General features: G+C 47.2%; 24 protein-coding genes, 2 tRNA genes and 1 pseudogene. 9 read left to right on the top strand and 18 right to left on the bottom strand.

Annotated elements, in window-relative coordinates; all coding sequences use genetic code 11:
- Positions 1-87: 87 nt before the first annotated feature.
- The 8 genes and pseudogenes from rsfS to rplU form a co-directional block, all read right to left on the bottom strand.
- Positions 88-438: a ribosome silencing factor gene (gene rsfS / locus GWP43_RS03320; protein WP_016522139.1), complete on the bottom strand. Its 351-nt coding sequence runs from the start codon at positions 436-438 to the stop codon at positions 88-90.
- 21 nt (positions 439-459) lie between these two features.
- Complete coding sequence (locus GWP43_RS03315; RefSeq protein ID WP_162662695.1) at positions 460-1,644, bottom strand: LCP family protein; 1,185 nt, start codon at positions 1,642-1,644, stop codon at positions 460-462.
- Positions 1,641-2,297, bottom strand: coding sequence for a bis(5'-nucleosyl)-tetraphosphatase (symmetrical) YqeK (gene yqeK / locus GWP43_RS03310; protein WP_162662693.1), 657 nt, complete (start codon positions 2,295-2,297; stop codon positions 1,641-1,643). The genes GWP43_RS03315 and yqeK overlap by 4 nt, the downstream gene beginning before the upstream one ends.
- Positions 2,290-2,880: a nicotinate (nicotinamide) nucleotide adenylyltransferase gene (gene nadD / locus GWP43_RS03305; protein WP_162662691.1), complete on the bottom strand. Its 591-nt coding sequence runs from the start codon at positions 2,878-2,880 to the stop codon at positions 2,290-2,292. The genes yqeK and nadD overlap by 8 nt, the downstream gene beginning before the upstream one ends.
- 311 nt (positions 2,881-3,191) lie before the next feature.
- Positions 3,192-4,211: pseudogene (gene obgE, locus GWP43_RS03300) on the bottom strand (GTPase ObgE); the annotation flags it as partial.
- A 228-nt stretch (positions 4,212-4,439) separates the two neighbouring features.
- Positions 4,440-4,691, bottom strand: coding sequence for a 50S ribosomal protein L27 (rpmA, locus tag GWP43_RS03295; protein ID WP_006187878.1), 252 nt, complete (start codon positions 4,689-4,691; stop codon positions 4,440-4,442).
- Positions 4,692-4,726: 35 nt separating this feature from the next.
- Complete coding sequence (locus GWP43_RS03290) at positions 4,727-5,050, bottom strand: ribosomal-processing cysteine protease Prp (protein ID WP_162662687.1); 324 nt, start codon at positions 5,048-5,050, stop codon at positions 4,727-4,729.
- 7 nt (positions 5,051-5,057) lie between these two features.
- Positions 5,058-5,372 (bottom strand): 50S ribosomal protein L21, encoded by a 315-nt coding sequence (gene rplU, locus GWP43_RS03285; protein ID WP_016522145.1) that lies wholly within the window; start codon positions 5,370-5,372, stop codon positions 5,058-5,060.
- A 236-nt stretch (positions 5,373-5,608) separates the two neighbouring features.
- Here rplU and GWP43_RS03280 point away from each other — a divergent pair, with 236 nt between their 5' ends.
- Positions 5,609-6,127: an FKBP-type peptidyl-prolyl cis-trans isomerase gene (locus GWP43_RS03280; protein WP_162664726.1), complete on the top strand. Its 519-nt coding sequence runs from the start codon at positions 5,609-5,611 to the stop codon at positions 6,125-6,127.
- 12 nt (positions 6,128-6,139) lie between these two features.
- Positions 6,140-7,177 (top strand): Gx transporter family protein, encoded by a 1,038-nt coding sequence (locus tag GWP43_RS03275; protein ID WP_162662686.1) that lies wholly within the window; start codon positions 6,140-6,142, stop codon positions 7,175-7,177.
- A 104-nt stretch (positions 7,178-7,281) separates the two neighbouring features.
- Here GWP43_RS03275 and GWP43_RS03270 read toward each other — a convergent pair whose 3' ends face one another.
- From GWP43_RS03270 to eno, 3 genes are all read right to left on the bottom strand, one after another.
- Positions 7,282-8,439 carry a DUF8086 family protein gene (locus tag GWP43_RS03270; protein WP_230978000.1) on the bottom strand — a complete coding sequence of 386 codons (1,158 nt, stop codon included), beginning with the start codon at positions 8,437-8,439 and terminating at the stop codon, positions 7,282-7,284.
- The gene (locus GWP43_RS03265; RefSeq protein WP_162662684.1) at positions 8,432-8,812 is read right to left on the bottom strand and encodes a RidA family protein; all 381 of its coding nucleotides are present in this window, start codon (positions 8,810-8,812) and stop codon (positions 8,432-8,434) included. The genes GWP43_RS03270 and GWP43_RS03265 overlap by 8 nt, the downstream gene beginning before the upstream one ends.
- A gap of 102 nt (positions 8,813-8,914) precedes the next feature.
- On the bottom strand, positions 8,915-10,213 hold the full coding sequence (gene eno, locus GWP43_RS03260; RefSeq protein WP_162662683.1) for a phosphopyruvate hydratase: 1,299 nt from the start codon (positions 10,211-10,213) through the stop codon (positions 8,915-8,917).
- Between the two features lie 113 nt (positions 10,214-10,326).
- On the opposite strand from eno, the gene GWP43_RS03255 reads away from it, so the two are divergent.
- The gene (locus tag GWP43_RS03255; RefSeq protein ID WP_162662681.1) at positions 10,327-11,304 is read left to right on the top strand and encodes a GNAT family N-acetyltransferase; all 978 of its coding nucleotides are present in this window, start codon (positions 10,327-10,329) and stop codon (positions 11,302-11,304) included.
- 36 nt (positions 11,305-11,340) lie between these two features.
- Here the strand turns inward: GWP43_RS03255 and GWP43_RS03250 are convergent.
- Both GWP43_RS03250 and GWP43_RS03245 read right to left on the bottom strand, forming a co-directional pair.
- A tRNA-Arg gene (locus GWP43_RS03250) sits at positions 11,341-11,414 on the bottom strand.
- A 65-nt stretch (positions 11,415-11,479) separates the two neighbouring features.
- Positions 11,480-11,551: transfer RNA gene (locus GWP43_RS03245), tRNA-His, on the bottom strand.
- A gap of 133 nt (positions 11,552-11,684) precedes the next feature.
- Here GWP43_RS03245 and def point away from each other — a divergent pair.
- From def to GWP43_RS03230, 3 genes are read left to right on the top strand one after another with little or no spacing between them, the layout of a single operon-like run.
- Complete coding sequence (def, locus tag GWP43_RS03240; protein ID WP_162662679.1) at positions 11,685-12,206, top strand: peptide deformylase; 522 nt, start codon at positions 11,685-11,687, stop codon at positions 12,204-12,206.
- Positions 12,206-13,183, top strand: coding sequence for a methionyl-tRNA formyltransferase (fmt, locus tag GWP43_RS03235; protein ID WP_162662677.1), 978 nt, complete (start codon positions 12,206-12,208; stop codon positions 13,181-13,183). Before def ends, fmt begins: the two co-directional genes overlap by 1 nt.
- A gap of 15 nt (positions 13,184-13,198) precedes the next feature.
- On the top strand, positions 13,199-14,200 hold the full coding sequence (locus tag GWP43_RS03230; protein WP_162662675.1) for a PASTA domain-containing protein: 1,002 nt from the start codon (positions 13,199-13,201) through the stop codon (positions 14,198-14,200).
- A 33-nt stretch (positions 14,201-14,233) separates the two neighbouring features.
- On the opposite strand, the gene GWP43_RS03225 is transcribed toward GWP43_RS03230, so the two are convergent.
- The 3 genes from GWP43_RS03225 to GWP43_RS03215 are packed head-to-tail and all read right to left on the bottom strand — an operon-like array spanning position 14,234 to position 16,617.
- Positions 14,234-15,004: a class I SAM-dependent methyltransferase gene (locus GWP43_RS03225; RefSeq protein WP_203232440.1), complete on the bottom strand. Its 771-nt coding sequence runs from the start codon at positions 15,002-15,004 to the stop codon at positions 14,234-14,236.
- 50 nt (positions 15,005-15,054) lie between these two features.
- The gene (locus tag GWP43_RS03220) at positions 15,055-15,909 is read right to left on the bottom strand and encodes a Rossmann-like domain-containing protein (protein ID WP_162662674.1); all 855 of its coding nucleotides are present in this window, start codon (positions 15,907-15,909) and stop codon (positions 15,055-15,057) included.
- Between the two features lie 18 nt (positions 15,910-15,927).
- A complete protein-coding gene (locus GWP43_RS03215) occupies positions 15,928-16,617 on the bottom strand; it encodes a Crp/Fnr family transcriptional regulator (RefSeq protein WP_162662672.1) in 690 nt (229 codons plus the stop codon).
- 62 nt (positions 16,618-16,679) lie between these two features.
- On the opposite strand from GWP43_RS03215, the gene GWP43_RS03210 reads away from it, so the two are divergent.
- The 3 genes from GWP43_RS03210 to GWP43_RS03200 all read left to right on the top strand — a co-directional run bounded on the left by GWP43_RS03210 (position 16,680) and on the right by GWP43_RS03200 (position 19,902).
- Complete coding sequence (locus GWP43_RS03210) at positions 16,680-17,723, top strand: FecCD family ABC transporter permease (RefSeq protein WP_230977999.1); 1,044 nt, start codon at positions 16,680-16,682, stop codon at positions 17,721-17,723.
- Entirely contained in the window at positions 17,720-18,553 is an 834-nt protein-coding gene (locus tag GWP43_RS03205) for an ABC transporter ATP-binding protein (RefSeq protein WP_162662670.1), read from the top strand. The genes GWP43_RS03210 and GWP43_RS03205 overlap by 4 nt, the downstream gene beginning before the upstream one ends.
- 209 nt (positions 18,554-18,762) lie before the next feature.
- Positions 18,763-19,902: an ABC transporter substrate-binding protein gene (locus tag GWP43_RS03200; protein ID WP_162662668.1), complete on the top strand. Its 1,140-nt coding sequence runs from the start codon at positions 18,763-18,765 to the stop codon at positions 19,900-19,902.
- Positions 19,903-19,958: 56 nt separating this feature from the next.
- Here the strand turns inward: GWP43_RS03200 and GWP43_RS03195 are convergent, their stop codons facing one another.
- Both GWP43_RS03195 and GWP43_RS03190 read right to left on the bottom strand, forming a co-directional pair.
- On the bottom strand, positions 19,959-20,816 hold the full coding sequence (locus tag GWP43_RS03195; protein ID WP_162662666.1) for a class I SAM-dependent methyltransferase: 858 nt from the start codon (positions 20,814-20,816) through the stop codon (positions 19,959-19,961).
- A gap of 181 nt (positions 20,817-20,997) precedes the next feature.
- Positions 20,998-21,522, bottom strand: a complete 525-nt coding sequence (locus tag GWP43_RS03190) for a rod-binding protein (protein WP_162662664.1) — start codon at positions 21,520-21,522, stop codon at positions 20,998-21,000.
- Positions 21,523-21,536 lie beyond the last annotated feature (14 nt).

Genomic DNA, 21,536 nt, shown 5'->3' with positions numbered 1-21,536 from the left:
TATACACACTTATCAGACCCTGGCGCAAAATGCATTATCAAGTTCTATTTCAGTCAGAGACTTAACAGTCAGTCCATAATTACTCCCCTACGCTAACAGATTAGGGCTGTCATACCACAAACGTTCAAGGTCGTAAAATTTTCGGGCGGTGGGACTCATTAAATGCACAACGATGGAACCGAAATCGAGCAGTTTCCATTCGTCGCCATCCGGACTTTTTCTGATAGTCCGATATTCCTCAATCTGCATCTCTTTCGCCGCTTCCATAATCTTGCCTTCAAGGCCGCCGGCTTGTTTACCGCTCGATATAGTTGCAATCACAAAAAAATCCGTCCAAATATGCGCCTGCCGTAAATCGAGCACTACCACCGATTCCGCTTTAAGATCGCGCAAAATCGTTCCGAATGTTAAAGCCGCTTGTTCAAAATTAACTTCCATAATATTTTCTTATCCTCTTCTCTATTTTTTTTGCCGTACCGAATAGCCGTTAAAATCTTTGCCGAGTATCAACGTAAAGTCGACGTTCGTTTCGCTGCCGGAATGATCGTCACCGATTTGGGCAGATTCGATATTTTCGCAACGGACAACCTGTCCGACAATCTTTGCCACTGCCTCATTACCGATTCTATCGATTAAAACCGTATGCTCAACTCCCGTTTGTGCCGCATTTCCGACACGGATAACGTCATACCCAAAACTCTGATACAGCTCGGAGGCGGTCCGCGCAAGCCCGTTCACATCGGTTCCGTTTAAAACTTCCAGCGCATACACCCGTTCCAACGTTGTACCTTCTTTCGAAGCAAGCGCGGCAAGCGTCTGTCCGACAATCTCTTTTATTTGCTGACCGTCGCGGAACGGAAAGAGCAATTCCTTTGAATCGACAATACGCACGGCGCCGGTTAAGCGCTGAGGCACCAATCGCTCCGAATCGATTTTGCAGAGATATTCCAACAGCTGCTTTAAATTTCCGCCGGTAACATTGCCGTGCAGCAACGGGCTGAACACTTTAAACTGTTCTTTTTCGAGCATTTCGGGATGCTCATATAAACTGCGCAGAAAGGCCAATACCGCTTTTTGCTTACGGGTTACCGCTTCACCTTCGGCATCCGCCTCATCTTCATACAACAGATAGTCGCGCACCTTATCGCCATCCAACAGCACCGAACCGGAGGGAAGCAAAATCTTTCCATATTTTTCGGAATCGATATCGACGGAAGAAGGAATAAAAACCGAAATACCGCCGAGCAAATCCGTCAAATGCATAAAGTCGGTCAGCGAACAGACAATATAAAACGGAATGTCTACACCGATCAGTTTTTCAATTTCTTCGTTATAGACAGCCGCGCCCTTTTCCGTATAGAGCGAACCGATACCTCCGGTACGTCCAAGCTGAGGCAAAATCAACCCGATATTCGCAGGGATATCGAACATTGCTGCGCGCCGTGTTTGTGAATAGTGCGCAACAACATTCGTAGAAATAGGAACATTGTCGTTTTCGATGATAAACAACACCTTGAGCACATTATCCTCAGAAAGGGACGTACTGATAGGGTCAACATTGAGATTCCGTGCCACAATCACCCCCGAAGGAATGAGCATCGCTAAGATGAGCAATAAAAAGATGATGTTTTTTCCTTCTTTCAATTCCTTGCCTCCCGACGGATCGTTTTCGTCTGCATATCCGGTATCTGCTGCCTATCTTGTAAAACATTTTTCTCTTTTAGAAACCGATATGTTTTATACGTACACGCCTGCACTTTTTTTCCTTTTGACTCCACAAAGCCGATAACCTCTTTCAGCACTTCAAGAAAAAGCTCATCAAGCGTCAGCTGCTCAACCTTTTCCCGTAAGTAATCGCAATTTTTCCGGCCGGGTTCGATTTTATCTGCAATATAGATAATCCGCCCTAACGCATCAAACTTCGCAGAAGCGGATGTATGATAGCGTACCGCATTTAAAAGCGATTTTTTATGGATCCCGTAATGCTCCTGCAATAAAACCGCTGCAGCCCGTCCGTGCAGTAACTCGGAATTTGCCGCTTCATCGGGCGTAACAGGCTGCCCATCAGTCCGTACCGTGCGGAGCAAAAAGCCGATAGGTTTTTCTTTGCACATATCGTGAGAAATACCGGCGAGATAACAAAGCCGTTGCAGCCTGTGTCCGTAACCGTAGCGACGGGCAAGTTCCTCCGCATAAGAGGCAACCCTGCATGAATGTTCATAGCGGTAATCGGAAAGATTGGCTCGTGCATACCTGTCCAGCGCTGTGATGAATTTTTCAATACGGATATCATTCATAGAGTTTATGTTCTTTAATATACGAGTATACGGCTGAAGGTACAAGATAGCGCCAGCTCTTTTTTTCTTGTATAGCTGCCCGTATTCCGCTTGAAGACACCGGCAGCAGGGCATTATCTACCCTTAAATGAGGAACTTTGCCAGCAGAAGCGGCTTGTTCCGTAGAATACCGGTCTATAATGCGGTTTCCTACTATTATATCGGCATAATCGGGTATGCGCTCCGCTTCACGCCAGCCAGCAAAACCTTCCAGTAAATCATCGCCGATAATCAACCCGATTTTCCCTTCACATTGAGGAAATTTTTTCTTTAGGAATTTTAACGTATCGATGGTATACGAAACGCCTTGCCGCTGTATCTCGCAGGGTTCGCAATAGAAAGCCGGATTATCGGCGATTGCGAGTTTCACCATTGCGAGTCTGTCGTCAGCAGTGCAGCCGGAGTGTCCGTCTTTAAAGGGTGATAAGAATGCGGGGACAAAGGCTATGGTGTCGTATCCGTAACGGAGAGCAACCGCATCGGCAAGCATCAAATGGCCGATATGAATAGGATTGTAAGATCCGCCCAATACGGCGAGCCTCATTTTTTACCCTTCCGCTTGCGGCTTAAACTCACCGTTGCGCCGAAGCCTTCCTGCTGCACGTAAACAGGGTCTTCCAGCTCCGCATGCATAAAGTTATTGTCTGCCGCAGCCGGTACGATAGTCTTTTGCACACCGCCGGCGGCATTAGAATGGTTGCTTCCGGCAGCGCTATCGTTAAAACCGCTGCCAACAGCGCTATCGAAATCGAACACACCACCCGCAGCCATATCTGCCGATAAACCTTTGGTTGTCAAGTCATCACCGGATGCGGTGCCGTGTACGTATTCGCCGGCGACACTCTCTGCCGAAGCTTCAGCGCTCTTATCCGAATCCGCGGCGGCAAGCTCTTCTACCAGCGCAACAAACGCATCGCGGACTTCGTCCAATCCCCATCGGTTAAACACCGAAATACCGAGTACGGGCACATCGGAAAGTTTTTCCCGCAGAGTTTTGAGCCGCTCTTTTGTTCCCTCAAGATCGAGTTTAGTAGCGATAATAACCCGTTTTTTTGCAGCCAATTCTTCCGAATAGGCTGCAAGCTCTCCGCAGAGGGTATCATACGCGGTTAAATAATTTTCATCGGAAAGATCAATCAGAAAGGCCAGCCCCGCCGTCCGCGAAATATGCTTTAAGAACCGGATACCGAGGCCGACTCCCTCCGAAGCGCCCTCCAATATCCCCGGTATATCCGCGATGATAATATCCTGTTCCTCATCGATGCGGAGTACGCCGAGGTTCGGTATTTTGGTGGTAAACGGATAGGGCGCAATCTTAGGGCGAGCATTGGTAAAGTAGTCCAGCAGAGAGGACTTACCGGCATTGGGGAAGCCGACAAGTCCGATATCGGCGATGATATTCAGCTCAATTTTAAGCCGGCGGTTTTTGCCCTCCTGTCCCGGCAAAGCGGTGCGCGGCGCTTGATTGGTGGAGGTTTTAAAATGACAATTTCCCCAGCCGCCGTTACCGCCGGTCAAGAAAGGAATAAGCCCCTCAGTCCGGTCGCCGAAATCGTAGACAAGCTCATCGGTATCGGCGTCTTTAATAATGCAACCCGGCGGAAGCGGAATAATACAGTCAGCACCTTTCGCACCGAACCGTTTTGAACCTTGCCCATCCAAGCCGTTTTTTGCCCGGAATACCCGCTTATGGCGTAAATGCACAAGCGTGCGCATATTCCGTTTAATCTCAAACAGCACATCGCCGCCGCGCCCGCCGTCGCCGCCTGCCGGGCCGCCCTTAGGCACGTATTTTTCCCGCCGGAACGCAATACATCCGTTCCCGCCTTTTCCCGATGAAACTTCGATTAAAGCTTCATCCGCAAATTGAATCATCGCCTCATTTCCTTCTCGAAAAAAAAGCCGGCATTAGAGCCGGCTTACAACTGGGCAATTCTAAAAACTCGGTTAGATTTTTAGAATTGCCCGACGAGTTTTAATTTCAGTCTTGATATTATAATGACTGAAATTAAAACATCGCAACTTAAATCTAAGAGAAACCTCTAAAAACTGAAGTTTTTAGAGGTTTTCTATATCATTGCGGAATTAACCGCTCGTCCATCCCTACGCTTGCGTTACAGATGCTAAATGTCTGCCATTGCGGTGATGATACACAACCGTACCGTCTACAGTTGCAAATAAGGTATCATCCTTGCCGCGGCCGACATTATCGCCCGGATGGATGGGAGTTCCGCGCTGACGGACTAAAATGGAACCGGCTTTTACCGTCTGTCCGCCGTATACCTTAACGCCCAAATATTTAGGATTTGAATCTCGTCCGTTTTTTGCACCGCTTCCGCCTCGTTTCCGTGCCATAGTAGCCTCCTCGTATCAGGTAAGCATCTGCTTGCTTACCGCTGTATCTTTTTGCATTGAACCGCTTGCGGATATTCTTCCTGTAAAGAAGCTATCCCAAGCCATAAAAACTCCGCTGCATACCGTAATTTTTCGCTTTGCGTTTCGTCATAGTTAAGAACCCGAAAAGAAAGCGAACCGCGCCGCTCCGCACTGATATCAGCTTGCACGGAACCGAGCGCCTGTACAGTCGTCCTTAAAAGGATCGTTACGGCTGCACACACAATATCATGTCCTTTAATGCCGCTATTCGCATGGCCGGAAGCTTCAACGGAAAGGAGACGCTCCTTTTCATCAAGCTCCAAAAGGACTTGTATCATTCCGCGCTTACACCCCGGTAATCGAATTAACCGTTAAATAGGTGTAGTGCTGGCGATGCCCGATTGTGCGGTGATAGTCTTTCTTACTCTTGTACTTGTATACGATCACCTTCTTATCACGCATACTCTCTTCAACCGTTGCCGAAATTTTCGCGCCCGCAACGTAGGGAGCTCCAACAGACACTTTACCGTCATTGTTAACCAGTAAAACGGTATCGATATCGATAGCCGTTCCCTGCGGTTCGTTGATCTTGTCTACCAGAATCTTGGAACCTTGTTCAGCCTTATACTGCTTGCCTTTATATTCAAAAAGTGCGTACATAAAAACCTCTGTTTACATTTCTGCGGAAGTATCTATCATTAAATACGATACATAACTCCGCGTATTTTCTAGATTTTTGTATGATGATATATGAACGGGTGCATACCATCAAAACTAAACGGTTGATTTCGAAATATAGCATAAACGGCCTATAGAGGTCAAGATACAGATTCAGGACAAACGCATTTCGAGTTTTTGCCTTGCTCGAACGTAGAAAAATCGGTATCATATTCAGCATGAAAATTGCAGACGATTGTTTGGTTACCCTTGAGTATACCTTAAAAGATGATGACCAAAAGGTTTTGGATTCATCGGAACAGATGGGACCGCTGGACTATGTTCACGGTTATCGCCAGCTTATCCCCGGTTTGGAAAAAGCGCTTCAAGGACGCGAAACAGGTGAAAGTTTTTCGCTTACGGTATCGCCGCAGCAAGCTTACGGCGAAATCGATCCACGCGCCGTTTTTGAGGTAAGCCGCGCGCAGTTTCCACCCGACACACAGCTGGAAGTCGGTATGGAATTTGAAACGAGTGGCCATCATGTGGTAATCACCGGCATTGACGGCGATATTATCACGCTGGATGCGAACCATCCGCTTGCCGGAAAGACATTACACTTCGACATAAAAGTTACCGGTGTGCGGGATGCCACCCCCGAAGAGCTTGAAGAAGTTCAGCAATCCTTTGTTGCAGGGTGCGGAAGCAGCTGCGGTACGGGAGAGGGCGGCTGCGGCGGGTGCTCAGGCTGTCATTAAACCGGTTACGTTATGAACAAAAAACAGGATGCGTTGGTGCCGGTTTTCGGCGCTTTATGCTTTTTTCTTTCGGCTATTGAGTTTGTTATTCCCAAGCCGCTTCCGTTTCTGCGGATAGGGCTCGCAAATGTTCCGCTGCTGTTAGCGCTCGACGTGCTGTCGTTCCCGGCGTTTTTATTACTGACGGTGATAAAAATTCTGGGACAGGCTTTTATCAGCGGAACGCTTTTTTCTTATCTCATCCTGTTTTCGGCAGCGGGAACAAGCGGCGCAGCACTTATGATGTACGCCTTGCATAAGATTCCCCGTAAAGCGCTATCGCTTGCCGGAATTAGTATGGCAGGCGCCTTTGTATCAAACTGCATACAACTTTTTATCGGACGCTTCTTTATTTTCGGAGAGGGCATCCGTTATATGGTGCCACCGTTTCTCTTTATCGGTTCAGTAACGTCCTTGCTTCTCGGTATTTTTTGCGAAAGCTTTGAAGCGGAATCCGAATGGTACGCCCACATACGGGATGCCGATTCTCCGCTTTATATACAGTTACCGGACAATACGAACCCCGTCGCTCATCCGCAGCTTCGATTGATAACCGGCTTTGCCTTGCTTACAGCGCTCCTTTTTATCCCCGGCTTACCGGCAAAAACGGTTATTTTTTGCGCCGGATTTGCACTTTGCTTGGCAGAAAAACAAAAAATATATTGGATACCGCTCTGTATTTCAACGGTCGGTATTATCGTATGTCATCTTTTTATTCCGGTAGGAAAAGAGCTTTTCTCGATAGGGAGTTTCTCGCTCACAAGCGGAGCCTTGCTGAACGGTTTGGAAAAAGCAGTTGTTCTGCAAGCGATGATCTTTATTTCGCGATGGACACTACAGGTACGGATTCAGCTTCCGGGTTCGCTCGGTACAATGCTTGATGAATCCCTCTTTATATTCAAGCAATTGCTTGAATATAAAGATAGGATACGTCCCCGTCATCTTATCACAAGCCTCGATGAATTGCTGCTCGGTCTTCCCTTTATTGTAAAACAGCCGAAAGACGTATAAAGAAATATCCGTGCAGAGATTTAGTACCTCGGTGCTTCTTGGCTTCTTTAAGCCCGTAACAAGGGATATTAAAGCCGAGTGCACTGCAACCACTCCGGAAGTTTTTACAGCCCCAGTTCGCTCAACTCGGCGGTAAAGATTCCCGCACGGCCGACTTCATAGAATATCGATTCTTCCCAAGCAGCAGTAATCGCCGTATCCGAGATGGAAAACGCGGTATACGTGAAGTTTTCCGGTAGAGACGGCAGTTGTACTTTGCGGATACCGTGCTCGCTCGTATTGAGCAGCAAAGTTCCGTCAGGTAAGAGGATTGCTGCATTCTGCTTACCGTCACTTTGGGAATACTGAACTGCGTAAACGTTTACCGGTACCCTCTCCTCCAGCGTATCGTTCGTTTGATTCCGTGCGGACTTAAAGAAAATAGTACCATCCGCCGAATCTTCGGTGAATACATTTAAGTACAAATCCCTATTATTTTCGATTGCGTCCGCCAACACTTTGAGCATATCCGGCATCCGGTTATAAGGCGGAGGTTCGCAGGCTGCTCTAAAGCCCTCGGCAGACAGTTGTTCGATATGTTTATAGGCATCATCTTGCATAAAGCTGGAAAAGTTACCGCACCTTATATAGAAGAAAGAAACATCCCTGCCGTTATCAGCTTTAAAACTTGCATACCATTGGCCGCCTACCCGCTCAAGCGATTTACATTGTGCCTCTTTCGGTAAATGCAGATATGCAACATCGGCTGCGGGTGTATAGACTTTGCATTCAGGATCGGTACGCAATAGGAAGTGTGTATTTTCGGATATATCGCGCGATGAAAAGATCGAATTTTGATAGATACGGATAAAATACTGCCCATCCTCCACATAGAGATCTCCGGCGGTGACGTGTGGAAAGAGCTCATGCCTAACGGGAAGCTGTGCATTTGATTGTAAATATCGAATAGGATACAGCCCGCACTTATTGATTAAAAAGACGGCATCCCCGTTATTTAAGCCGAAATCGGAAACTTGAACCGCCTCCGTCCACGGTTTAAACACTACAGCAGGTATTGCGGAAACGGCATCGGCATTTTTAAATTCCACGGAACCGTTGTCACCAATGGAAAAATATTTCCAATGATTTGCAGGCTGTGCTTCAACCGGTACCGTCGATGCGCTTTTGGGCGTTTGCGACGAGGCAGTTTCGGCTTTTTGTTTTGTACAAGCGGAAAAAACAAGCGCTGCCGCAAGCGACAGCGCCAACATCGACTTACGCAAGAGCGATCGCCTCAATTTCAACCAGTCCGTCTTTCGGCAGACGGGCTACCTGTACCGCGGAGCGCCCCGGATAATTTCCGGTACCGAATACCTCACTGTACACTTTGTTCATTTCCGCAAAGTTGTTCATATCGCTTAAAAATACGGTTGTTTTAAGCACCTTGTCCAAACTGCTACCACCTGCTTCGAGTACCGCTTTCAGGTTCATCAGCGATTGGCGAGTTTGTTCGGCAATGCCGCCCGGAACAAAAGCGCCCGTAACGGGATCGATCGGCAGCTGGCCGGAGGTAAAGATAAAGCCATTTGCGGCTGTTCCTTGCGAATACGGTCCGATTGCGGCCGGCGCCTTGTCTGTTGCAATAATCTTTTTCATAAATAACTTCTCCTATAAATCAATTAGTAATTGGTAATTTGTAATGGGTAATTACTCACATTCTCAATTACGAATGGATAATTAAGAATGTGAGACTAAATGTTAAAATCCGTAGCGTGCGAAGGTTGCGGCGCCTGCATAGCGGGCTTGGCAGCCGAGTTCTTCTTCAATGCGCATCAGCTGGTTGTACTTTGCAATACGGTCACTGCGGCTCATCGAACCGGTTTTGATCTGTCCCGCTTCTACTGCAACGGCGAGGTCGGCTATAAACGCATCCTCGGTTTCGCCTGAACGGTGAGAGATAACCGCAGTATAGCCTGCATTCTGCGCCATTCGTACCGCATCGATGGTTTCGGTAACGGTACCGATCTGATTGAGCTTAATCAGAATAGAGTTACAAGCCTTTTCTTTAATACCGCGCTGCAACCGTTCGGTGTTGGTAACAAAGAAGTCGTCGCCGACAATCTGAATTTTGCTGCCAAGTTCTTTAGTTAAACGTGCATAGCCTTCCCAATCATTTTGATCGAGCGGATCTTCGATAGAAACAATCGGATAGGTATTAATCCACTTTTTATAGATTTCGATCATCTCATCCGCAGTGAACAGCTTGCCAGGATTTGACTTCCAGAATTTATAGCCCTTGCGTCCGCCCTCATCGAACAATTCGGAAGAAGCGCAGTCGAGCGCGATAGCAATATCGGTGCGTGGCTTGTAGCCTGCCTTATCGATTGCCTTCATAATATATTCCAGCGCCGCTTCGTTATCGATATCCGGGGCAAAACCGCCTTCATCTCCGACGGAGGTTGCCTTACCGTCCGCCTTTAAAAGGCCTTTTAACGCATGGAAAACTTCCGCCGTCATGCGCACCGCTTCGTGAATGGACTCGGCGCCGATCGGCATCACCATATATTCCTGAAAGTCGATTTTGTTGTCGGAATGCTTGCCGCCGTTGATGATATTTGCCATCGGTACGGGCATTTGCAAGGTATGTGCACCGCCCAAGTAGCGGTACAACGGTAAACCGACATAGTCGGCGGCGGCGCGAGCCACTGCCATCGAAACGCCGAGCATCGCATTGGCGCCGAGTTTTGACTTATTCGGTGTCCCATCCAGATTAAGCATAGTCTGATCGATTTCAGCCTGTTCCAAGGCATCCATTCCCTCAAGCTCTTCCGCAATAATGGTATTTACGTTATCGACAGCCTTTAATACACCCTTGCCGCCGTAGCGTTTTGCATCGCCGTCGCGCATCTCCAACGCTTCAAACTCGCCGGTAGACGCTCCGGACGGAACACAGGCGCGTCCGAAACTGCCGTCGCTCAATGCAACATCAACTTCAACCGTAGGATTTCCGCGAGAATCGAGAATCTCACGTCCTTCAATATACACAATATCGCTCATATACGACCTCCCATCTTTCAGAGGGAACTTCTAAAAAGCTAACCGAGTTTTTAGAGATGCCCTAGAGATAATTCATTACATATTACACTTATTTTATGATATAATCAAATGGTATGACATTTATTTTATCACCTGAAATAATCGATGACATTATATTTGCGATGGAAAATCAAACGGAAATTCTTTTATTCGATGCGCTCGAAGGTATCTGTGTCGATATGGATGAGATTGATGATGATTATGGGACAGTTATCGACGATCAACGCTATTACGATCTCCCCGACTGGACTTCCGCTCAAGGCTTCCATGTAATGGAACAGTTTACGGCGCGGGTACATAACCCTCTGCTGCGGGAGGCATTGCTCAATGCGCTCGGACAGCGGAAAGGCGTCTTTCGCCGGTATAAAGAAGTACTGAAAACCGCGCCTATCGTTGAACGTGAATGGTACCGGTTCAAGGATCAGCAGATGAAAGCTGCTGTTTACGAATGGTACAATGATCTGAGAAAACTTTGGGGATTGGAAAAAATCAGTTTTGAAGATGAAACAGACAGTCAGCTTTTACAGGAAGATTTTACGTTTCTGATTGAAAAATACGATGCGTTGAATACCGAACTTTTGCGGAATTTTATCCGTAAAACGGAAGCAACTTCCGAGGACAGTGATAAGATAATATCCTTTGACGACTTTGATGAAAAGGCAGCATTTGAAGCGGGTAGACTACTTGGATACACATCATTTTTTGACGCGAATGTTTGTGCCGCAGCCGGACAGAAGTACGGCACAACTCAGCATAATGCTGTGTATATCACTGCATACAATGAAAACGGGTTGTGCGGGGTTTGCTCCATCGTTGCTTTTCCATTTAACGAAAGTTTTTGCATTCCGTTCTTGCGGGTATTGCCTGAGTATCGGGGGCTTGGACTCGGTAAAGAGCTTCTACAGCGATCCTGTATGTATGCTAAATCTTTGGCTGATGTACTGATATTTGCCGACTTTTGCACACCGGCTCATTTGATTGCGCTACTTGAACGGGAAGGTTTTGAGCAGAAAGGGCTGCTGTATATAAAAGACTTGTCCGGTGATGAGTAACGGGATTTGTAAAAAAATATGAATGAGTAAAAAACGTGCGCCCGACACGGCTCGAACGTGCGACCTACGGATTCGAAGTCCGTTGCTCTATCCAACTGAGCTACAGGCGCATTTTCCGTTATGCCCAAAACAGACTGATTTATAAACGTCTGCGCATCAAGCATAAACGTAAAAGGGTGGGTGATGGGGTTCGAACCCACGACAACCAGATCCACAATCTGGCGCTCTACCACTGAACTACACCCACCGTGAATACAGGCGATAATGCCAAATAACCCCAAAAAAGTCAAGTAGCTGATAGGTGCGGGACAGAGATTTCCGGTACGTTCACTTTGTAAACACATTGACCGCACGGCATAAATTTTGTACTATGATGCGCGATGAAGGTACTATATTTAGGTGAAGAAACGCTCCGGCAGCCCTCAAAGCCGGTAGAGCATATTGATGAAGCCTTGCATGAACTGATACGGGAAATGTTTATAACGATGGATACTGACAAAGGTATCGGTTTGGCAGCGCCTCAAATAGGAAAAAATGTAAGACTTTTTATCGTAAAAATCGATGACGGTATTGAACGGGTATTCATTAATCCGCTCATTGTCGGTACTTCGGAAAAGCAATGCAGCTACGAAGAAGGCTGTTTAAGCATCCCTAAAATGTTCGCGGATGTTATCCGCCCCGAATCCGTAACCGTCCAATATCAGGATATCAACGGGCGGCGCAAGACGATAGAAGCAACCGGTTTGCTGGCACGGGTTATTCAGCATGAGTATGATCATCTTGAAGGAATCCTCTTTATAGACCGGTTGTCCGAAAAAGAGCGGGACGAACTTGTCGCAAAGTTTGCTCAGCAGCAAGAGCGCAAAAAACAGCGCGAAGCAAAAAAACGAGCGCGCGCATAATGAATGTTTTTTTTGCAGGAACCCCCGAATGTGCGGTTCCCGCTTTACAGGCAATTGCAAAAGCATATCCTCTTGCCGGCGTGTTAACGGCTCCCCCCGCCCGTGTCGGACGCGGTAAAAAATATGCGGACGCTGCGATAGCGCAGGCGGTTGCCGAACTAAAAGAACGTGGCATCATCGCTCAAGAGGTACCGGTCTTTACACCGGAGAAATTAAACACAGACTTCCGTGAAGCCGTAGCAGCGCTCCGGCCTGATATAATGGTATGTTTTGCGTATGGAAAGATTTTCGGCCCGAAGACGTTAGCTTTATTTCCGCACGGTGCGCTCAATATTCATCCGTCCCTACTGCCCCGCTGGCGAGGGCCGAGTCCGGTACCGGCAGCAATCCTTGCAGGAGATAGCATAACCGGTGTAACCGTTCAGTATATGGCGCAGGAAATGGATGCGGGAGACATCATCATTCAAAAAGAGTTGCCGGTTGAACCGTCCGATACGACCGAAACGCTCTTAACCCGCTGTGCAGAACTCGGTGCTTCACTCATCGTGCAAGCGCTTAAAACGGTAGAAACGGGTTCCGTCACTGCAACGCCGCAAAATCATGCAGCGGCAACCTATTGTACGCTGTTGGAAAAAGGCAGCGGATTACTGTGCTGGCAAGACGATGCCGCCGCAATAGACCGGAAAATACGCGCCTATACCCCGTGGCCGGGAGCCTTTACCTATTGGATGGGTTCAAAACTTTCTATTATACAGGCTCATCCGTATACGGGAACCGCAGCGGCGGAATCTCCCGAAACGCCGGGACTGGTACTCGGCATTGACAAACGGGAAGGCGTATTGGTACAAACGGGAAAGGGTATTTTAGCGGTACAGGTACTCCAGAAGGAAACAAAAAAAGCAATGCAATGGAAGGATTTTTTAAATGGGGCAGCCGGCTTTATCGGAACAACGCTCCGGTCACTTCCGGAAACATAAATCTAAGGATTAAGTATGAGTGTAGGTGATATTGCTGATGATATCAGCGGAAACGGAAAAACAATTGTTATTACATCGTTGGTGATGCTCATCGTTTTTATTGCGGTTTCGACGCTGGTCTTTTTTATTTCGTTAAAAAGCGCTGAGCAAGTAATGGTGCCGAATGTTGTCGGTAAAGATTTACCCGAAGCGTTGCTCGATTTGCAGGCGCGTGAGCTCTATCCGCGCATTCAGCTCCGCTATTCTCAAAAAGCGGACGAAAAAGGGCTTATCCTTGAACAGGATCCCAGCCCGGGCGCTATCGTCAAAGGTGGCAAGCGGATCGAGCTGGTGGTAAGTCAGGGGACTGTTATCGATACGGTACAGAACTATATCGGAGAGAACATCGAAGATGTACAAAATCGGATACGGGAGTTGTTTACCTCCGGCAGCCGGCAATACATCCAGATTAAACAGCCGTATTTGACAAAATACAGCGCCGAACCCGCAGGAACCATCCTTGAGCAGGAACCCGCAGCGGGAACACCGATTTCGAATAATATGGAGCTGACCTTTGTGGTAAGCAAGGGAACGCAAGCGGAAACAACCCAAGTTCCCGATATGGCCGGTGCCGATCTAAAAAAAATCTATCAGGTAATGCAGAGAGCTGCGGTAACTTTTGCCTTTACAGCAGGCAGCACAACGGGAACGGATATTACCGTACAACAGCAAAGCGCCGCAGCACAGAGTGAAGTTCCGGTATTTTCTCCGGTAACACTGACCGTTTCTCTGCCGGAATCAGCAGACGGCATGATATCCGGTATCCTCAAAACAACACTGGCGGAGTTCCCCTACCCCTTTACCGTTTCGCTCTATGCAGCGTATCCCAACGGGGATAAGGATCTCCTTACCTCATTCCGGCATCCGGGCGGCGCATATTCCGTACCATACACCGTTCCGGAAGGAACAAAGCTGTCGCTGGAAGTACTCAACAAAGAAGTTTACACCGAAACGGTAGGCGCTAATACAGCGGAATAAGCGGTGTTGGGGCTTTGAGTTGAACACTAAGCATTAGACCGCTGCCGATTTTACGCCTGCGTTGCAGATATAACCGAGTTCATACTTGTGTCCGTTGAAGTAACGGTACATCTTGGAGAACATTGCTCTGTTTTCTTTCTTGAGTGCGCACCGGATAATATGCAGCGTATTCCACAAGCCTTCATCTCTGAGCAAACCGCGGGGGCTGAGCAGGGTCATCATTCCGCGTTTCTGCGTTACGGTAAATCCGTTCCGGGAAAAAAGGCTCTCCCACCCTTCGGCATCGAGCGGCTCGACATTTACGTTAATCGCCTTGCTTAAACCCATTCTGAGTTCCTTTTGCTGTGCCGCATCTTTAACGGTAAAAAAAACATCCTGCGTTACTACTCTACCGCCCGGTTTAAGCACACGGAAATACTCTTTGAGGGCTTTGTCTTTGCGGTCGCCCACCAGCATGGTCAGCATTGCTTCATTGATAATAACATCAAAACTATTATCTTCAAACGGTAATGCTGTTGCATCGCCGTGTATCAGCGTAAGTTTATCTTGTAGATTATTTTTTTCGATATTGGCTTTCGCATTTTGTAAGGCATTTTCATCAAGATCGACACCTGTAACGGCACAACCGAATTTCTTTGCCAACTGAATCATGGTGCGCCCTCTATTGCACGCAACCTCAAGCACCTTTGTCTTCTGTGTTATAGCAGCCTGATCGATTAGCCATTCGGTAGCCTCAATACCGCCCGGCCGAAGCGTCGTTTTACCGATTCTTGCTAAAAAAACATGTCCTGCTTCGTACATCATAATCTCCTACAGAAAGTTTTATAGAGAAGGACATCTCTACACCTCGATTGTTAATTGAGAGATACCCTCTTCCTTTCAAGTTCATAAGTATCCATGTAGTCAAATTCCCGGTATGTCTGCTCTGCGCCGAGGGCAGTCTTCAAATACGTTTCCTTGTCCCTAACCGAGGTACTGAACATATAGTTATACCCTTGTTCAAAAAAGTAGTCGGGACAGAGCTCACAGCTCGGTCCGTACAAGCCTACAATTTCCGCATTAGATCCCGCTTGCCGCAATGCCATGTATGAATTATTCACAATAGTGCTGCCTGACATAATAATAATATCAAGCGTACTGAGTATATCGCAAAAATCAGCAGCATTGTGTCCAAGATGCCACTGTATGCCTTCCGGAAACCGCTGCAGTCCGTTTTTATAGCGATAACTTAGAATTGCTTCCGGTTTCCGTAAATCGAAGACATGAAATTCTTTACAGCGGTTCAAAAAACGGTTGATATAAACACCGAACCCGATAAGCCCGACCTTTTTTCCTTCCGTTTGATACCGGAATTGCAGATCTTCCGTCCTCACAATGCTGCGCTGAGCTAGAAGTTCTGCCGTATTGAGCGGTTTACTCATCAAACTGCTTAAACTTACGATGAGATTCCGTAGATGAGGATCATGCTGTTTAAGCAGCAGTTCGATACATACGTCTACCGGTTTACCGTAAAGCTCCGCTGCAATTTTCGCATATTGTTCAGGGCTTATATTTTCTTCAACTCGCAGTGCAAGGCTTATATGTGAGTCGGTATCAGCCGTCATAATCCAGCGGAAGCCTGTAATAAGCTCATCAAAAATCGGCAGCGATAAGCCGAATCTTTTATACAACGCACGGTTTATATCCAAAATAGCCTTTAAATCTTCCATACATTACTTATACCGGATTTATCCGTTTACCGTCTGTTGCCGGTGCAACACAAACTTGATCTGTTTCCCCTCAATTGTAATAATACCTTCGCGCTGCATACGGCTCAACTCCCGCGATACTGCACTTCTGTCCGCGCAAATAAACTGTGCAAGTTTTTCCCGCGTAAACGGGATCGTAAAAACACGAGAGTGCTGCGAGTCATGCATTACATTCAAGTAAAACAGCAGTTTATCACGAAGTGTCGGCTGTGAAAGAAGCTGAATTTTCAGATTCAGATATACTGCATCACGTGCAACTTCCCTGAGGATATTCTCTAAAACAGTCATCTTATACGGACAGGTTCGGCACGTCTTATTTTGTGCAGACGGCACTTTGATAAACAGCACCTTTGATTTTTGAGCACTTACTATACGTAAAAACGGATTTGTCAGCTCTAGACAACTGAGTTCTGCGCCGAACAGGTCTCCCCTTTGCACTCGCTTAAGCAGTATGATCTTCCCATCAACACCGATTTGTTCTACATGAATGCAGCCGGTAATCACAATGCCTGCGTAAGGGATAGTATCAGCTATCGGATGTACTTCCTGTCCGCTTTCAAGTAACCGGTAAAATCCGTGAAGGCAGGAAACAGCTTTATCAATTTCTTGAGCAGGGATACCTTTAAATACCGCAGAATGCGCTAAAAAAGCTGTGCAAAAATTAAGCATTTTTTCCTTCTTTGTTGCAACGGCAACAGAATACATGGTTAGTTTATGCTAACTTTTTTTCAATGTCAACAATGATCAAAAAAGAGAACCGACGGCAGTATCCTGTTTTGTTTGGCTGTGCCTTATTTTTAGCACCGCTTATTGCAATGATGATCAGCCTCTCTATCGGACGGTATTCGGTGCCGGCAAGCAGTACTATTCGCGCAATTATACAGTTCATTACACACAATAATATCGCATTGGCAAAAGATAATGTTGAAGCCCACATTATTATCGGCATCAGACTGCCCCGCATCCTGTTAGGGCTGCTCTGCGGCTGTGCATTGGCAAGCGCCGGAGCAGGGTTACAAGCGCTGCTTTCCAATCCGCTTGTGTCCCCCGATACGCTTGGAGTTGCCTCAGGCGCAAGTTTCGGCGCCGCACTGGCACTGCTGGCAGATCAACGCCTGCTGATTGTACAGCTCAGTGCCCTTGTTTTCGGCATTCTTGCCCTATACCTTACCTATCAAGCGGGAAAAATAAAGCAGCAGAACTCCATTGTTATGCTGGTGTTAGCAGGTGTTGTGGTGTCTGCGCTATTCCAGGCAATGGTATCGCTTATTAAATACACGGCAGATTCTGAAGAAAAACTCCCGACAATTACCTATTGGCTGCTTGGGAGTCTGAATAATGCCACATGGAAAGGTTTAGCCGTAGGAGCGCCGATTATTGTAACAGGAACGGTAATCTTAATCCTCGCACGCTGGAAATGTAATATTCTCACCTTATCTGATGATGAAGCAAAGTCTATGGGGATCGATCTCCGAAAAATACGCTTACTGATCATTATCGCATCGGCGGCGGTTATTGCTTCCAGTGTTTCTATGTGCGGACAAATCGGCTGGGTAGGGCTCGTGGTGCCTCATGTATGCCGGATGCTCTTCGGAAGCGATAACCGGCGGGTTATTCCTGCAAGCGCCAGCATCGGTGCTGTGTTCATGCTGCTGTTAGATACAGTCGCCCGCAGTGCAACGCAGTCGGAAATTCCCCTTTCTATTCTGACAGCCCTTGTAGGAGCTCCTTTCTTTATCATACTGCTAAAACGGACGGGAGGCGGCTGGAAGTGATATTCGCGGTTCACAATGGGACATTTACATTTAAAGGCGGCGCACCGGTTTTACAGGATGTTTCTTTTTCGATAGAGAGCGGGCAGATATTATCCATCCTCGGTCCCAACGGTGTCGGAAAAACAACGTTGCTCCGCTGCATGATGGGGATGCTGCAATGGAATTCCGGCACCACTACGATTGACGGACAGAATATTGTAGAAATTCCTGCACAACAGCTGTGGAGACGTATTGCCTATGTTCCACAGGCAAAATATCTCCCCTTTGCTTTTACCGTAGAGGAGATGATTCTATTGGGACGCAGTGTACACATCGGATTGTTCGGCGTACCGGGAGAAAAGGATAGACAATACTGCGAAGAAGCGATGGAAGCAGTAGGCATTTCCCATTTACGCGGCAAGTATTGTAACCGTTTAAGCGGCGGGGAGCTGCAAATGGTGCTGATCGCCCGGGCGCTATGCAGCAAGCCGGAGATGCTGGTGCTGGATGAGCCTGAATCAAACTTGGATTTCCGCAACCAGCTTATCATTTTGGAAACGGTTCACCGGCTTGCAAAAGTTGACGGCTTATGCTGTGTGTTCAATACGCATTACCCCGCCCATGCCCTGCGTATTTCCGACAAGTCGCTCATTCTCTCCCGCAGCGGAGAAAGCATATTCGGGCAATCGGAGACGGTTATTAGCGCAGAGATAATGGAAGATGTTTTTCAGGTGCACGTTGATATTCTTCAGGCTTCGTATAAAGGGATACCGTACAGCGCTGTAACGGCGGTATCTTTAGCGAAATCAACATACCCCGACACAGAGCGTCGGGGTATGTTGTTCTCATAAGGTGGTTGCAGTCGGCTTTAATACCCTTTGTTGCGACGCAGAGCGTTCGTCAAAACTATACATCCGTGTATAGTTTTGACTGCAATGGTGTGACCCTGTCACACCATTGCTACTGCGTGGAACAACCGCCATCCGTAGCGGTAAATGGACGGCGGGTATTAAAGCCTCCGCACGAATAAAAAATTAACTTACCAGAAGGAGTGTAAGGTATGAAAAAACTACTAATAACGGTATTGTTTTTTTCTATTGTGTTGGGCGGTGTCTACGGCGCCGGTAAAAAAGATGAACCGGCAAAGACAGCCGGAACCGCGGCGATGAGTGCTGCAGAAGGAACTCATACGGTTGTGGACTTTAAGGGAAATTCGGTAGAGGTTCCCAATAAGATCGAACGAATCGTTGTATTAGGTCTGCTGCCGGCACCGACGGTTCTAACCGTGTTTCAGCAAGGTAAGACCGACAATATTGTCGGGGTCTCTCCCGATTCCGTCAACGGAGCAAAGTACAGCATATTTTCAAAATATGCCCCGGACTTCCAAAATATTTCCTCTGCGTTTTATACCGGCGGAAAGCTCAACTTGGAAGAGCTGATTAAGCTCAAGCCGGATGTTGTCTTTTATATGGATGCATCGGTTGCCGCACCGCTCCGGCAAGCCGGGATTGCTGCTGTAGCCTTAGCACATCCGAGTACCGGATGGGATGCAAGCCCGCTTGTAACCCTCAAGTCGTGGATGGATACGATGGCTCAAACGCTGCAAATGGAAAGCCCTGCTCAACAGATTATTGCCTACGGCGAACAAGTTGAAAAGGAAATTAAAGCTCGAATTGAAAAACATCCGCTCCCCTCTCCGAATAAGATTTTGTTTATCAGTAAGTATTCGGACACAACCATCGCCTCTGCCGGAAAAAAATCATTCGGGCAATACTGGGCGAACTTGCTGGGCGGAATAAACCTTGGAGGGAAGGCAACTCAGGGAGCTATCAATATGGAACAAATATATGAATGGCAACCGGATCAGGTCTTTATCTTAACCTTTTCCGATAAGACACCGGATAATTTATACAACAACACTGCAGCTCCCGGACATGATTGGAGCGGCATAAATGCGGTCAAAAACCGGCAGGTATTTAAGTTTCCCTTTGGAATGCACCGTTGGTGGCCGCCTACAACCGATACTCCGCTTGCTATGTGGTGGTTTGCAAAAACAGCCCGTCCCGACCTTTTCGGCGATATCGATATGAATCAAAAAATAAAAGAATATTATAAACGATTCTATAATATGACGCTTACCGATGCTGATGTAGAATGGATTTTGCATCCCCGTGCAGAGGCAAAACGGCAGTATTTTTAATTCAGTAGTACGGATCGTTTAATCCCCCTGCATTCCGTGTCGGGGGATATTGAAGTCTATACCGAAACGGTGGGGGTAGGAGAGTAAGCCTTCACTCCAAATACCGCAAGCCTATTATTCAGCCGCTTGAACTTAGGCAGATTACCGAATAGCCAGCCGCGGAATGTGTATTTGCTCATTTCCAGATTAAAGCTTTCTTCTTTAAGCAGCTTCAGCTTTGGGCACAGCTCTTCAAGCTCAGTACCGTTATCGATTCCCCATCGGAATACCGCACCGGTATGTTTAACGGTATCGTGGTGCTTCGAGAATCCTGCTGTGGCTCTACACATCAGCTCAGTGATAATCTGTGCTTCTGGAAAAAAGTCTGCAATAATGTCAAAGGTCTCTTTAACCTCGGCTTCCGTCAGATACATGAGAAGCCCTTCTATTATGATCAATACATAAGAGGGTTCCTTGTAGTTACCGGAACTCTTTACCGCGGTAACCCATGCAGTATCAAGTACGGATCCGGTGAGCATCTTTCTCCGATCGGTATCGGAGAAGAACTGCCGCCGTACCGCCATGCTGTCGGCAAGGTCAAGATCGAACCAGCGGATAGTTCCGTTATCGACACGGGAGAATCGGTCATCAAGTCCGCACGCAAGATTAAGTACAGTACAATCAGGATGCGCTGCAATAAAAGAGGCAGCTTCCCGGTCAAACATAATCGTGCGTGCAATAACTCCCTCATGGCTCATAAATTTGTCGTATTTTGAAGTATCGCACTGCAAGGTCTCAAGAATTTTTACAGCGGTATAATCTTTAATCCTCGCATTTTTCCGCTGAGTCTCAGTTGCTTTTATCGTAACCGGTATCAGCATCGTCTCTTGTATAGCACCTAATTGCAGAGGCGGAGTATGCTTTTGTTCATTCATCATCATATCCTTTTATAGTTTTGAGAGATGTCCTATAGATAGGCATTCGTGTATCTAAAAATAACAGTTATCCTACGCTAACTTTTTATCAATGTCAAGAATAAAAAAATGCCGATTAATTCGTTTCTGAATTAACCGGCGTTTCAAGACTTTAACAAGAATTGCTGGGACAGAGATTTCCTTACGCTTGCCCGTTCAGCTGTAAATATATTTGATCGGCAAGACCGAGCCCTGCATTTTTGGTCATCGTGCGGGAAAGCTCTTCGTACATCATATCGTCGTACATTTTACCGGCAAAGCTGTCTTTTCCGGTGAGGCTATTTTTGCCGAGCGTACTCCGCATGGAATCGAGCATGATTTTGACAAAGTAGGATTCAAGCTCAAGGGCTTGCTGATACAGTTCAGAGGTTTTATCGATAGTAGCCTTTGTACCGGAGTGCTGTGCCGCAGAAACGGCGCCCATACCCTTAGGTTGAGCCGCACGATCTGCATCAGTAGGATTAACGATTTCAAATGAGCTTAAATACTCACCCGGCAGCCGCGTCGAGAGATTTGAATGAGCGGATTCCTTCGCTGTAGAAAAACGAGCGGATTCGGTCTTTAAAGAATCGAGCAACTGAGAAAAGCTCTGCGTGTTTTTTGCAGCATGTTTGTTCGCCGGATGCTGCGGTGCGGTATGGCTGTTGTGCTGCACTGCGCTAATCATTGTTGTGCTCCTTT

This window comes from Treponema vincentii (assembly GCF_010365865.1).
Classification (GTDB): Bacteria; Spirochaetota; Spirochaetia; order Treponematales; family Treponemataceae; genus Treponema.
Note: the sequence above shows the minus strand (reverse complement) of the source record. Positions and strands in the feature narration are given on the sequence as shown.

Excerpts from the sequence above, each read along its gene's own strand:
- GWP43_RS03200 (WP_162662668.1), top strand. The coding sequence starts at position 18,763 with ATGAAAAAACTACTAATAACGGTATTGTTTTTTTCTATTGTGTTGGGC.
- yqeK (WP_162662693.1), bottom strand. The coding sequence starts at position 2,297 with ATGAATGATATCCGTATTGAAAAATTCATCACAGCGCTGGACAGGTAT.
- GWP43_RS03215 (WP_162662672.1), bottom strand. The coding sequence starts at position 16,617 with ATGCTTAATTTTTGCACAGCTTTTTTAGCGCATTCTGCGGTATTTAAA.
- GWP43_RS03220 (WP_162662674.1), bottom strand. The coding sequence starts at position 15,909 with ATGGAAGATTTAAAGGCTATTTTGGATATAAACCGTGCGTTGTATAAA.
- GWP43_RS03210 (WP_230977999.1), top strand. The coding sequence starts at position 16,680 with ATGTCAACAATGATCAAAAAAGAGAACCGACGGCAGTATCCTGTTTTG.
- eno (WP_162662683.1), bottom strand. The coding sequence starts at position 10,213 with ATGAGCGATATTGTGTATATTGAAGGACGTGAGATTCTCGATTCTCGC.
- rsfS (WP_016522139.1), bottom strand. The coding sequence starts at position 438 with ATGGAAGTTAATTTTGAACAAGCGGCTTTAACATTCGGAACGATTTTG.
- GWP43_RS03290 (WP_162662687.1), bottom strand. The coding sequence starts at position 5,050 with ATGATACAAGTCCTTTTGGAGCTTGATGAAAAGGAGCGTCTCCTTTCC.
- GWP43_RS03255 (WP_162662681.1), top strand. The coding sequence starts at position 10,327 with ATGACATTTATTTTATCACCTGAAATAATCGATGACATTATATTTGCG.
- rplU (WP_016522145.1), bottom strand. The coding sequence starts at position 5,372 with ATGTACGCACTTTTTGAATATAAAGGCAAGCAGTATAAGGCTGAACAA.
- GWP43_RS03195 (WP_162662666.1), bottom strand. The coding sequence starts at position 20,816 with ATGAATGAACAAAAGCATACTCCGCCTCTGCAATTAGGTGCTATACAA.
- rpmA (WP_006187878.1), bottom strand. The coding sequence starts at position 4,691 with ATGGCACGGAAACGAGGCGGAAGCGGTGCAAAAAACGGACGAGATTCA.
- nadD (WP_162662691.1), bottom strand. The coding sequence starts at position 2,880 with ATGAGGCTCGCCGTATTGGGCGGATCTTACAATCCTATTCATATCGGC.
- GWP43_RS03280 (WP_162664726.1), top strand. The coding sequence starts at position 5,609 with ATGAAAATTGCAGACGATTGTTTGGTTACCCTTGAGTATACCTTAAAA.
- GWP43_RS03190 (WP_162662664.1), bottom strand. The coding sequence starts at position 21,522 with ATGATTAGCGCAGTGCAGCACAACAGCCATACCGCACCGCAGCATCCG.
- GWP43_RS03275 (WP_162662686.1), top strand. The coding sequence starts at position 6,140 with ATGAACAAAAAACAGGATGCGTTGGTGCCGGTTTTCGGCGCTTTATGC.
- def (WP_162662679.1), top strand. The coding sequence starts at position 11,685 with ATGAAGGTACTATATTTAGGTGAAGAAACGCTCCGGCAGCCCTCAAAG.
- GWP43_RS03230 (WP_162662675.1), top strand. The coding sequence starts at position 13,199 with ATGAGTGTAGGTGATATTGCTGATGATATCAGCGGAAACGGAAAAACA.
- GWP43_RS03265 (WP_162662684.1), bottom strand. The coding sequence starts at position 8,812 with ATGAAAAAGATTATTGCAACAGACAAGGCGCCGGCCGCAATCGGACCG.
- GWP43_RS03225 (WP_203232440.1), bottom strand. The coding sequence starts at position 15,004 with ATGATGTACGAAGCAGGACATGTTTTTTTAGCAAGAATCGGTAAAACG.
- fmt (WP_162662677.1), top strand. The coding sequence starts at position 12,206 with ATGAATGTTTTTTTTGCAGGAACCCCCGAATGTGCGGTTCCCGCTTTA.